Below are 11943 nucleotides of genomic sequence, written 5' to 3'. Positions count from 1 at the left end.
CTCAGCCGATCTGGGTTACGGCGGCCGAATACGCGTCTTCCAGGAAGGCCGGTCCGAAATCACCGGAGACCGTTCCCAGGTTGTTGACCACCATCGCCCGCCACTCCTCTTTGTGATGCCAGTCGTACCGCAACCGAACTCCGAGTTCACGCAGGAGGGATCTGGCACGCGCCTGTGGCCACGGTTGGAGTCGGATGGGGCGGCGAGTCGCGTCGAAGCGATCGATCCATGCTGCCGCCTCGCCCTCCGGATCTTCCGCGGTCACCACGACGCTCACCGCACCGCGACTGTGCAGGACGGTGTTGAAGAGATCGGCCACCAGACCGGGGGCCTCGCGCCGCTCGGCCTCGGTATCGGCGTCGCCCTTGGCGAAGTGGTCGAGCGCGAGTACGAGGTGGGTGCCGGGCGGCGCCAGCTTGACGACCAGGTCCGTCGCGGCGCCGAGGAGGTTGTCCCGCGTGGCGTCGAGTGTGGCTCTGCGACCGCCGTTGCGGTGGTCCCGGCGTATGGCGTCGACCCGGGCCACCAGGCATTCGAGGTCTTCGTCGATGTCCCAGCCGCCGTTGCGCAGGCTGTCCCGCCTGATGCTCTCGGCCAGCAGGGCCACCGTCTCGACGACCACGTTCGGCGCCGGTGGCGGCAGGGCTCCGACGTGCCGGGGCGGCACACTGCGGCGCAGTTCGCTGAAGTTCATGTAGAGCGCCCGGCAGCCGGGCCGCCGCTCCCAGACCTGGAGCAGCGAGAGCATCAGGCAGGTCGTCCCGGCACGTCCCCCGGTGCCGTCCCCGGACAGCACGATCAGCTTCTTGACGGCCGCACCCAGCTCCAGCCAGTCCAGTGCGGTTCTGCGCTGCGCCACCCGGTCGGTGGCCCCGACCAGCGGCCTGTAGAGGTCGTGGAGATCCTCGTCCTGGTCGGAGGCGTCGGCGGCAGCCTCGACCGGAGCCGGATGCACGGGCAGGACCCGGTCCGGGAGGCAGTTCACCGTGACCGAGGCGGCGGTCGCGCAGTCGCCCGCACCGGCGGTGGCACGGGTGACCGCCTCATCGATGCTCCGGCCTTCGGCCAGTGCCGTGTACAGCGCCTCCACCGGCGTACACAGGTCGCGTACGCCCTCAAGTGTGGAGCACCGTTCGCAGCTGTGCTCCGGCGCGGGTGTCAAGGACACCGCGGCCAGCGCCGGATGCAGCGCGTCCGCCTCCACGTAGGGCCGAAGCCGCCGGTGTGCCTCCGGCGGATCGGCGTCACTGCTGGAGACCACCAGCCGGACGGAGGAGAGGTTGAGCCCGCCGAGACCGTCGGAACCGTCCCTCAGCAGATCCCGGGCGGCCCAGCCGGCCAGGTGAAGTACATGGGGCTGGATGCCGTTGAGAGTTTCGGAAAGGGAGTTGTGACTCACTGGCCCCGGGAGCACGTCGACCTCCCACCGTTCGGCGCGCGCGGAGAGTGCGGTGTGCACGGCCACGTCTTCATGCCATGCGGGTTCCGCCCCCTGCTCCTTGCTCGAATCCACCCCAACGACCAGTACCCGCAGCGGAAGATCGTGGAACGGCGTCGGCTCGCCCGGCTGAAAATTCCCTGCTCCGACCTCACTCCGCAGCACGGTGACCGGCCGGGTCACGCCCGCTTCCACGGCTGCGCGGGCCAGGCCCTCCCAGTCGACGTCGTGCAGCTCGGGAGCGTGCAGCCGCAGGACCGCCAGAGTCGGGGCGCCGCTCCCCTCGTCCGGCGCCGCGTCGGCACGAGGGGGAAAGAATCCGGCCAGGGCGCGCCACAACTCCTCGCCCGCGCTCGGCTCCTCCGGTTTCAGCGGCATGGTGATCACCTCTGATCTCCTGACGATCTCGTCCCCCGAGAGAATCGTCGCTTCGACGTCATAGGCCACCGCGGAATCCGCTTCGGCGGCTTCGAGCCTCAGGTGGACGACGTGCACCATTCACCCCACCCCTGATATCTGGCACTCCTTTGAAGGAGCCTTGTCATCGAAGGAGCCTTGTCATCCGGCGAAAAGTCTCCGAAAAGCGTCCGTCAGTTCCGCCTCCTCGTCGACGAGTCTGCGCAGCAGACGCTCGGGATCCGGTGCGCCGGACATGGTGCCCTCCTCTGCGAGGCCGAGATCGCCGCGGACGCGTGCGCACAGTTCCTGGTACGTGGAAGGCAGCCCGCGGTCAGGAGTCGCGGGCCGCCACAACACCTCGTCCTGCTTGCGGAGGCGCAGCAGATAGGCCCCGGTGAGGTCGCCGACCAGCGTGGCGTACATCTGGTGGACGGGCGTGCTCGACGTCAACCGATCGGAGGGGCAGATCAGTTGATCGTCGGCGATCCGCCGGTGGCAGGCTCCCACGTCCATGGGCGTGCCCCCCACGTAAAGCTGACGCAGCGCCTGGAATTCGTAGTCCCGCGCGACCTTCATGACACGGTGCGCCTCATTCGGGAACCCTTCGCGGTCGGCCCGGCAGGCCCGTTCCCGGTAGATCCGGGCGCGGGCCACGTCGATCATCGCGCGCAGAGCGATGTCGCCGGATCGCTCGACCTCGGCCAGAGGCGCGGTCAACTCGTCGTCCAGCAGGCGAAGTTGTTCCCCGTCCCCCTTGAGCCTGTCGTCCAGCCCCGTGAGGCAGCCCTCCACGGTGTGCAGATGCCAGTCCTTCTCGGGCGGGTCCGCGAGTTTGAGGTACTGCCCGAGCCGGCGGTGGGCGGTGAGAGCCCTCTCGCGGTGGGCCGCGCGGGGCTCGGCACCGCACTCACCGCCCCCGGCCGTCGACTCGTGCGCCTCCGCGAGCAGCACGTGACAGTCGCGGCGGATGGTGAAAAGTTTCCTGCGCAGGATCTCCCCGTCCGCCCAGTCCTCGTGCGCGGTGTCACGGAAGCGCACGTCGACGAGGGCCTCGAAGACCGCGGCGGACCCCTCCAGCGCCTGTCGCAGCTCACCCTGATCCACCATCACCCTCAGCAACTCGGTCTCGACGGCGCCGGCTATCAGGCTGACGGGGCCGCCGCGGTCCACATGCTGGAGATAGTCGCCGCCCACCTCCCTGGCCCGTTTGAGGCGGCCGGTGTCGCGCAGGCCCCTGAGGATTCCCGCTCCCATCGCGGTGGCCACGGGCGAACTGTCCACGACGGCGTCACCGGGGCCCTCGCCCAGCAGGACCGACAGCCCGGGACGGTCACCGTGATTCAGACGGTCGAGGACCAGGAGGAGGCGTGTGGCCATGGTGGACTGCGCGGAGTCCACGTCCGACATGCGGGCCCGGACCCGCCTGAGGCGGTTCATCATGTCGTCCAGGCCGTAGTCCCGCCGCGACCTGGCCATCAGTACGGCCATGAGCACCAGGAGCGTGTCCCAGTCTCCGCAGCGTTCCAGGTAGGGCAGTGCCCTGCGGATGAGCCGTTGCACCTCGGCCGACCCGCCGTACAGCCGGTGTCGCAGTGCCTCCTTCGCGCGTTCCGCCGTGTGCTCTATGGCGATCCGGTCCACCTCCGCCCGCAGTGAGGCCCCGTCCCCCAGCTTCACATCGCTGTGGCCCGCCGCGTCGACGACCGCGGGATGGATGCGCACCTGGATCAACGTGTCGGCACGCCCCGCGTCGGGCAGCCTGATCAGGTCGACCAGTGACTCCCGGCGCAGCTCCTTGAGCATCGCTTCCAGCTCCTCGGCCACCGGCAGCCGGCCGCCCTGACTGCCGCGCAGGGCGGCCCAGATCTGGGACAGCAGGCAGGGCACCGAGTGATCCCCCTGTCGGCGCCGCAGGACCCGGTCCACCGGTCTGAGCCTGCACAGCACGAGCATCAGCAGGTAGTGGGGGTCGGCGCCGGGGATGCGCCGCAGCGCGTCGACCGCCCATTCCCCGATCTTGCGCCAGGCATCGGGGCGTCGGCCCGGCTCGTCCTCCGCCAGCTGCTCGATCCCGGTGTCGGCGAGGCTCCGCAGATGTGCCTCGCCCCGTGGGGCCTCCTGGTCCGCGTACTGGAGAAGGCCGGGATGGCCGTCGGCCAGGGACAGCACGTCGTGGACGAGTTTGCGCTTCGCCGGGGCGGGCACGGCTCTGGGCGCCGCGCCGATGATCTTACCGAGATGGGGCAGACTCAGGGCGTACAGGAACGCCTCGGCGGGCGCCAGCAGCGGCACGAGCACGTCCGGCATACGGGGGCCCAGGTCGAGCGGGTACGGACTCGTGATCAGCAACCGGAAGCCCATCGCCGCGGGACCGGTCATGGCCGCGATCAGCTGCTCCCAGGACGGGTGCAGCCAGGAAGCCCGGCCGGAGTTGCTCCCGGGAGACAGCAGGTTCTTGACCCCGCTCAGGAACACCAGGGCATTCGAGTCCTCGCTGCGCGTCAGCCAGGTGGCGATGTCGGTGCAGAACCGGTCGAAGGCGATGCCGTCCGCGAGGAAGCGCTCCAGCCCCGCCGGGCCCGGGATGTTCTCGCCGCGTTCCTCGAAGGCCTGTTTGATCGCGCCGTCCGCCAGCAGGATGCCGACGAAGTCCTTCAGCGCCTCGGACGGATCGGCGTCCATCGTCCGCCCCACCGGCGGGTACTGCACGACGGTGCGGTAGTCGTCCGCGTAGTGGCTGATCAACTCGGTGGCACAGGTGGTCTTGCCCACTCCGTCCATGCCGTAGAGCACGGCGCCGTTCACATCACCCTCGCGGGGCCGGGAGAAGATCTCGCTGGCCGTCCACATCGTCTCGTGGTGTCCGACGAGGCGGGGAGCGGCGTGCTGCCGGGGTGGCCCGCCCTTGTACCTGCCCGTCTCGCGCCGCGGCGGCTCCACCTTCAGGCCGCACGCGTCGGCACCGTAGAGGACAGGAGCGGCGACATCCACGGGCGCGAGCGATTCGCGGTGCGTCGCGATGGCCTCGGCCAGGGCCTGCGGCAGGGTGAGGTGCTGCTGCAGGAGTTTCTCGTAGACCGTTTCGACGATGTCGATCGCGGACCGGTCGGCGATCCGGTGCCGGAAGGCGAGCACCGCGCAGTTCAGCCCTCGGGCCAGTTCGAAGGCCAACGGGTCGTCGTGCTCGTGCTCGGGTCCCTGGGCGGGGGAGTCGGCTGCGGCCGGCCGCAGTGAGTGGATGTCGAACTTCTCCAACTGGTCGGCGAGAGAAGGGCTGCCCGCCGGCCGGGTGGTGACGACCGCCAGCCTCAACCGCAGGTCGTTGCCCCCGGGCTGCAGCATCTGGATGAGCCGGTCCGCGCTCAGCGAGGTCTTCCGGTGGTTCCGGTCGATCGCCGACCAGGTTCCGGGGGCGCCCCGGTCGGCCAGGTGCAGGATCATCTGCCACGGCTTGGAGTCCTGGTGCCGGCTGGACCGGTTGGCGCTCTCCAGCCGGTCCTTCAGCCGGGCGTGCGTCACGTGGTACGCCAGCGCGTTCAGGGTGATGTCCCTGCCCTCGCCCTGGGCGGCGAGCCTGCGCACGGTCTTGAAGACCCGCGTCTGCTCGGCGTGCATGTCCAGGGGCTCGCCCGCCTCGGTGCGGTTGAAGACACCGACGAGGTGGAGCGGGGTGTTGTCCTTGGCCCGGTAGTTCAGATCGATCCGCGTCGAACTGTCCTCGGCCGCCACGTCGTACACGAACGTCAGTTTGTGGTCCGCGAGGGAGCCGCTCTCGTCGGCCGCCAGGGCCAGCGGGTACCGCACGATCTCACGTTCGGGGCCGTCCCCGTTCAGCTTGACCAGCACCGTCGACGGCCGCTCCGTGGGCAGCTCCTGCCATATGGCCGGGGTGAGCACGGACGTGCACAGCCAACGGCCCAGTCGACGCAGGGTGTTGGTCTCCCCCTCGTCGTACAGTGCCCGGTGCCGCATGAAGTCGTACGGGTCCGTCAGGAAGCGGTAGTCCTCAAGGTCGGAGTCCCCGTCCGCTCCCGGCGCCAGGTCGACGTCCGCGACGACCGGTGTCCGCTGCCCGCGATGACGCGTCAGCCGCCACCGCCAGCGTGGCGCTTCCCCCTTCTCCTTGGCGAAATCCAGGACCTCCAGTAACGCGTCGTATTCCCCCGGCATGTTCTCAGTCCCCCCAAGAACCCCTCGCATATGCCAATGGAGAGCAGGGTAGTCCCGTGCGGACGGTACGCACCCCGAAGCGGCAAAAGAGCTCGCGAAATCCTCCGGACCGAGATCGGGAACCGCTGACATTCGAAGGTAATTGCGATTTCAGGCGCTCCGCCCACGCAACCACGCATTCAGTTCCTCCTGAGTCCCCGCGCATGCCTCCGCTTCGTGCAATACCCCAGGATTCCCCGCTGCCCGCCGAAGCACCTGATCGGCGGTCCGGGAGGTCTCCCGGGCACGGTGGATCGGCCCGAGGCGGGGCAGGGTACGGATGATCTGCCGCATCTCGGCGGGTTCGAGCGGCGGCAGAGGCACGCGACGCAGGGCCGGCGCGATCTCCGGCAGGTCGGTGCGGGCAGTGAGCAGAAGCCTGCCGGGGCGTTCGGCCGAGGCCAGGGCCAGGGCCTCGATCATTTCGGCCCAGCGCGGATCGTGGACGCGGTCGGTGGCGTCGACGACCACGAGAACGCGGAGGCCCGCGATACGCGCCATCGCCTCGGTCCAGGAGAGATCGTCCGAGAGACCGGCGAGTCCGGGAAGCCGAATTTCGAGATGGCGCATGAAATCGGTTACCGGGTCGGCGCAGGACGGCGTGATCGCTTCGGCCCATTCCGGTCTCGGATGCCAGACGATCGTGGAGAACGCCTCACGGTGATCGTGCGCGAGAAGCGCCGCACACGTCGTGGCTCCCATCCCCCGCTCGCCGTGGATCACCGCACCGGGCACGCCGCTCGCGGGGGCGAGCGCGGTGTTCGCGCCGATCATCTCGCGCAGCCGTCCGACGAAGGAGGCGGGCCGGTCGGGCAGTGGTCCGGCGTTGCCCTGGTAGCGGCCGGGCAGGGGCCCGCCGAGCAGGGGCCGGTCGAGGAGTCCCCGGTCGAGGGCCGCGGCACCGTAGAGCATGGGCGTGGCGGCGGAGAACGACTGGTAGCGACTCTCGCCCAGTTCGGGATCGTCGACGGTCTCCACCAGGGCCTTGTGCAGAGCCTGGGGAAGGGTGTGGCGATGGCGAAGAAGGCGTGTGTACAGACGGACGGCGAAAGCCAGCGCGAAGTCGTTGCCCACGGGAAAGCGCATCGCGACGACCGCGCAGCCCAGCTCGTCCGCCATGGCCGAGGCCAGCGAAGTGAGCGCCGGGTGCGCCGCGCCCGCCCCGCCCAAGACGTCCCCGTCACCCTCCTCACGCCCCGTGTGAGCCGCCGTCCCGGATTCTTCGCCCGCGCCGTCCGAGCCCGCGCCGTCCGGCCCGGCGGCCTGGCCGCCCGACCAGCACGCCGACAGGAACACCAGCCTCACGCGGTTCCGCAACCTGCCGAGCAGCTTGATCAGATCCCGGGTGGCCACCGGGTCCTCGCCACCGTCCGGGAGTTCGAGGCGCAGGGTCCCGGGAAGGCCGTGGGCCACGACGTGGACGATGTCCCACCCGTCCGCCTCGTCGAGCATGCCGCGGAGCGTTGCCCGGCCCACGCCGAACTGCCTCGTCCTCAGCTCCAGGGGCGCGGCACCGGCCCGTCCGCCCGCCGCGAGCGCGAGCAGCTCTCCGCGCAGGGCAGTGCGATGCGCCCCGAGGTCCAGGGCGGCCGTGGCCCGTGGCAGGCTGAAGAGGGCGAGCATGCGCAGGCGCGGCGGCAGCTCGGGCGGGTCGTGTAAGGCCTCGGACGACGATCGCGCGCCGCGCACCACGGTCGTGCCGTGCAGCGCCAGCGGCCGGCCGTCCACGAGCCCCAGCTCCCACGGCAGGGCTTCGAAGCCGGCCAGTTGCGACGGCAGTTCCAGCCGCACCACGGCCGGACCCAGTGCCTTGAGATGGTGTGTCATCCCTCCCAGCCCGACTCGCGCGATCCACTCCCCCGCGCGCCGCACCTCGTCCTCGATCCTGGCGAGTCCGCCCGGCTTCCCGCGCAGTGCGGCGATCCGCTGCGGAAGCGCGTGGAGCCGGTCCAGCTCGGCCAGGTCGACACAGCTCAGCCGTACGGGAGTGAACTCGGCTCGGAAGGTCTCGGGCCGCCACAGCTCCCACACCCACGATGTCGGACGGCCGTCGACCGCGCCGCCGCGGCAGTGACGTTGATCGATGGTGAGCAATGCGGATCGCATCATGTCGCTACCTGCCGTATTTTCTCGCAATCACCTTCGGTTTTACATTTCCCATTCTGAACAGATGCCAAATTACTTAACCTTAAAGGAAGTTCGCATCTTTGGACGACGGGGGACCGCTATGCCGAAGGACCGTCCTGGGAAATACATCAAGGCCGTGCGCGGCGCCACCCGGATGCAGCCGTCCTGGCCACCGTCCGAGCACCGGGAACTCGGTGACGTAGGCGTGTTCCGGAACGGTCAGTTCGAACGCAAGGGCACGATGGAGTCGCTGTTCGGAGTCGAGGCGATAGCGCGCGACGTACCGGGCAACAGCACTTCCTATCACTGTGACTCCAACGGCAACGTGCGGATTCATACCCACGGGGCAGCCGGCGTCGCCGCCGGTCCGGCTGCCGCCTACGCCTCTCTCCACCTGGACTTCGGCAAGGCGGACGCGGTGCTCTTCCACGCGACCGGCTGCTGGTCGGAGGAGATCAAGAACATCGAGTCGGTCGAGGCCAGGATGCGGGAACTGAGCGAGGAGAAGAAGTGGCCGCGCGGTCACGTGGTGGTGACCGAGGTCACCCACGCCGCGCGCACCACGGTCCTCATGTGCGGGAACAACAAGGAACGCGTCGAGTTGAAGGCCAGCGCCGACCCCGGCGTGAGCGGCCTGGACCTGCTCACCGCGTCCGGCGGACTGAGCTGGGCCGGCGGCTCCGTGGCAAGCCTGCAACTGCTGTCCGAGGGAGAGCTCACTCCGCTCTACCGGGTCCGGGGCATGGTGTGGCACTGGTTCCGCGACAACGAGCCCGGCTACCTCGACGGGCGGACGACCGAGGACGAGCAGGGCGAGGGCGAGTGGTACGTGGACGAGGTGAGCAGCGAGACCTTCGACGTGGGCGACGAATAGCCGAACGCGACGGCAGACAACTTGCTGGTTCCCGGTGACGTCCGCGTCAGGACACGTGACTGCCGGGCGTTCCCCGCCCCCTCGACCTGCGTACGGGCCGGATCGGCTCCGGACCGGAAATTCCGGAGCCGGAACCGACAAGCTTCCTCCGGCCGTCGATTCCGCTGCCCCGCCCCGGGTCTCCCCGGTCAGGGACCCGGTCCGCCGCACGGATCGCGGCGCGGCAGAAACGCCGTCCCGGCGACCTGCTCACGACGCCCTCCCGGCAGGCCTGCCGGCTCAGCCCTCGGCCGGCGTCAGCCGCAGCGAGATGCTGTTGATGCAGTACCGCTGGTCGGTCGGCGTCGCATAGCCCTCGCCCTCGAAGACGTGCCCGAGGTGCGATCCGCAGCGGGCGCACCGCACCTCGGTACGCGACATCCCGTGCGAGCGGTCCTCGATCAGCTCGACCGCGTCGGAGTCCTTCGGGTCGTAGAAGGACGGCCAGCCGCAGTGCGACTCGAACTTCTCCGTGGAGGTGAAGAGCTCGGCGTTGCAGGCCCGGCAGGAATACACGCCCGTGGTCCTGGTGTCGGTGTATTCACCGCGGAACGCCGGCTCCGTGCCGGCCTGGCGCAGGACGGTGTACTCGGCCGGGCTCAGCTCCGCACGCCACTGCTCGTCCGGCTTCTCGATGTCGTACGACATGAAGCTCAACCCCTTTACTCAGGTACCGCTACTTCGACAGGCGGGTCAGGATCTCGGGTCCGAGGTCCGTCACGTCTCCCGCGCCCATGGTGAGAACGAGATCACCGGGCTTCGCCATTCCCGCCACCACCGCGGGTACCTGTGACATGTCGTGCACCGGCGTCACGTCCGCGCCCGCCGCCCACGCCGCGTCGATGATCAGCTCGCTCGTCACGCCCGGGATCGGGTCCTCGCGGGCCGGATAGATGTCCAGGACCAGCGAGGCGTCCGCCAGGGAAAGGGCCTGGCCCATCTCCTTGCCCAGTTCCTGGGTGCGCGAGAAGAGGTGGGGCTGGAAGACGACCAGGATGCGGGAGTCGCCCGCCGCCGCCCGCATCGCCTCAAGGTCGGCCGTCATCTCCGTCGGGTGGTGCGCGTAGGAGTCGATGACCTGTACACCCGCCTCCTCGCCCTTGAGCTGGAGGCGCCGCTTCACACCCGTGTACGAGGCGAGGGCGGGCGCCAGCTCGTCCGCGGGGATGCCCAGGGCCGCGCCCGCCGCCAGCGCCGCCACGGCGTTGTGCGCGTAGTGACGGCCGGGCACCGAGACGGTGAAGGTGAGTTCGGAGCCGTGCAGTTCGACGGTCACCTCGCTCTTCAGCCCCTGCGGGACCACGGACAGGACGCGTACGTCCGCGTCCTCGGACTCGCCGTACGTCACCACCTCGATAGCGTCCCTGATGCCGTCCGGCAGCCGCCGGGTCAGCTCCCGCGCGCCCTCCTGGTCCGCGGCGATCACCAGGGTCCCGCCCGGCACGATCCGGCCGGCGAACGTCTCGAAGGACTCGTAGATCTCGTCCATGGACGCGTAGTTGGCGTGGTGGTCCAGCTCCACGTTCAGCACGATCGCCACCTCGGGCGCGTACTTGTGGAAGCTGCGGTCCGATTCGTCGGCCTCGGCGACGAAGATCTCGCCGTCCCCGTGCAGGGCGTTGGACCCGGGGACATCGAGGTCGCCGCCGATCGCGTACGACGGGTTCAGGCCCAGGGTCGAGAGGGAGACCGCCAGCATCGACGTCGTGGTCGTCTTGCCGTGCGTGCCGGCCACCGCGATGGGCCGCAGGCCGTCCATCAGGCGGGCGAGGGCGTCCGAGCGGTGGACGACCGGGACGCCCAGCTCGGCGGCGCGGGCCAGCTCCGGGTTGTCCGCGCGGATCGCCGAGGAGACGACCACGCAGGTGGCGTCCGCCGCGAGGTGGTCCGCCGCGTGCCCGATGTGGACGGTGGCGCCCAGCGCGCGCAGGGCCTCGGCGGTCGCGGAGTCCTTCGCGTCGCTGCCCGCCACCGCGGCTCCGCGCTGCGCGAGGATCTTCGCGATGCCCGACATCCCGGCCCCGCCGATGCCGATGAAGTGCGGTCGATCCATGGCGGTAGGAAGGCCGGGTGCCATACGTATTTCTCCCAGGATGCGGCTGCGACGATGAGCGCCCCCAGCTTATTCGCTACGGCCCCCTGGTCGGCCCCGGCAAGACCCGGCCCCGTAAAGGGCGCGGGGAGCTGCGCGGTCGGCCCCCGCCGGGCCCGCACCCGAGACTCCGGCCCGGCGGAGCCGAACTCACACCTTGCTGTGGGAGAACAGCTTCAGGACAGGCACCCCCACCTTGTGCCGCGCCCGCGAGGCCCAGTCCCGGTGGAAGAACTCCTCCACATAGTGCGGATCGGTCAGCACGATGACCTCGTCCGCCCCCACCTCGTCGACCAGCCCCTTCAGCGCGTCCAGCGGATGCGCCTCGATCAGCCGCCCCTGGGCCGCACTGCCGGTGGCCCGCAGCGCCACCAGCGACACCTCCAGAGCCCGCTGCCCCTGCCCGACGGCCTCCGCGCCCTCGGGCGTCTCGTTCTCGCGGGCCGCCTCGTCCAGCTCCCCGAGCGCCACGTCGTCGATCGCCCGCAGGAGCCGGTCCGCCTGGTCGCCGCGGGGCTGGAGCAGTACGTGGAAGTCCACGGCCTCCTCCCCGTGCAAGGTGGTGACGAATTCCACGTCCGCGGAAGTGAGGGCCTTCTCGATCATCAATACGCTCGTGAACACGACAAACGCCCTTCTCATCCGTGGGCCGTTCGTAGACCCGTGCGGAAACCATCCTGCCCCGTGACCGCACGGGGACTGCGATTTTCAGTGTGCCCGGCGAAAGCTAACCGGAACAGCTGATTCCACTTCTTTGTGCAGGCC

The 11943-nt window shown here is 69.8% G+C and carries 7 protein-coding genes; 1 reads left to right on the top strand and 6 read right to left on the bottom strand.

The annotated features are described in order from the left end of the window. Position 1: 1 nt before the first annotated feature. The 3 genes from ACH4DZ_RS40600 to ACH4DZ_RS40590 form a co-directional block, all read right to left on the bottom strand. Positions 2-1936 (bottom strand): hypothetical protein, encoded by a 1935-nt coding sequence (locus ACH4DZ_RS40600; RefSeq protein WP_398294140.1) that lies wholly within the window; start codon positions 1934-1936, stop codon positions 2-4. A gap of 60 nt (positions 1937-1996) precedes the next feature. Then, positions 1997-6007: a hypothetical protein gene (locus ACH4DZ_RS40595; protein WP_398294139.1), complete on the bottom strand. Its 4011-nt coding sequence runs from the start codon at positions 6005-6007 to the stop codon at positions 1997-1999. A gap of 150 nt (positions 6008-6157) precedes the next feature. After that, positions 6158-8155, bottom strand: a complete 1998-nt coding sequence (locus tag ACH4DZ_RS40590; RefSeq protein ID WP_398294137.1) for a CHAT domain-containing protein — start codon at positions 8153-8155, stop codon at positions 6158-6160. A 118-nt stretch (positions 8156-8273) separates the two neighbouring features. Between ACH4DZ_RS40590 and ACH4DZ_RS40585 the strand changes: the two genes are divergently transcribed. Then, the gene (locus ACH4DZ_RS40585) at positions 8274-9047 is read left to right on the top strand and encodes a hypothetical protein (RefSeq protein WP_398294135.1); all 774 of its coding nucleotides are present in this window, start codon (positions 8274-8276) and stop codon (positions 9045-9047) included. A 279-nt stretch (positions 9048-9326) separates the two neighbouring features. Here the strand turns inward: ACH4DZ_RS40585 and msrB are convergent, their stop codons facing one another. From msrB to ACH4DZ_RS40570, 3 genes are all read right to left on the bottom strand, one after another. Continuing rightward, positions 9327-9734, bottom strand: a complete 408-nt coding sequence (gene msrB, locus ACH4DZ_RS40580) for a peptide-methionine (R)-S-oxide reductase MsrB (RefSeq protein WP_398294133.1) — start codon at positions 9732-9734, stop codon at positions 9327-9329. Between the two features lie 28 nt (positions 9735-9762). Further along, positions 9763-11163 carry a UDP-N-acetylmuramate--L-alanine ligase gene (gene murC / locus ACH4DZ_RS40575; RefSeq protein ID WP_398294131.1) on the bottom strand — a complete coding sequence of 467 codons (1401 nt, stop codon included), beginning with the start codon at positions 11161-11163 and terminating at the stop codon, positions 9763-9765. Positions 11164-11328: 165 nt separating this feature from the next. After that, positions 11329-11802, bottom strand: coding sequence for an indole-3-glycerol phosphate synthase (locus tag ACH4DZ_RS40570; protein WP_398294129.1), 474 nt, complete (start codon positions 11800-11802; stop codon positions 11329-11331). Positions 11803-11943 lie beyond the last annotated feature (141 nt).

The sequence above is a fragment of the Streptomyces sp. NPDC017991 genome (assembly GCF_044328075.1).
In the GTDB taxonomy this organism is placed as follows: Bacteria; Actinomycetota; Actinomycetes; order Streptomycetales; family Streptomycetaceae; genus Streptomyces.
The sequence above is the reverse complement of the archived record's forward strand: the minus strand, read 5'-3'. Positions and strand labels throughout refer to the sequence as shown.

Coding starts and splice junctions, on each gene's coding strand:
- ACH4DZ_RS40585 (WP_398294135.1), top strand. CDS start 8,274: ATGCCGAAGGACCGTCCTGGGAAATACATCAAGGCCGTGCGCGGCGCC.
- murC (WP_398294131.1), bottom strand. CDS start 11,163: ATGGCACCCGGCCTTCCTACCGCCATGGATCGACCGCACTTCATCGGC.
- ACH4DZ_RS40600 (WP_398294140.1), bottom strand. CDS start 1,936: ATGGTGCACGTCGTCCACCTGAGGCTCGAAGCCGCCGAAGCGGATTCC.
- ACH4DZ_RS40590 (WP_398294137.1), bottom strand. CDS start 8,155: ATGATGCGATCCGCATTGCTCACCATCGATCAACGTCACTGCCGCGGC.
- ACH4DZ_RS40595 (WP_398294139.1), bottom strand. CDS start 6,007: ATGCCGGGGGAATACGACGCGTTACTGGAGGTCCTGGATTTCGCCAAG.
- msrB (WP_398294133.1), bottom strand. CDS start 9,734: ATGTCGTACGACATCGAGAAGCCGGACGAGCAGTGGCGTGCGGAGCTG.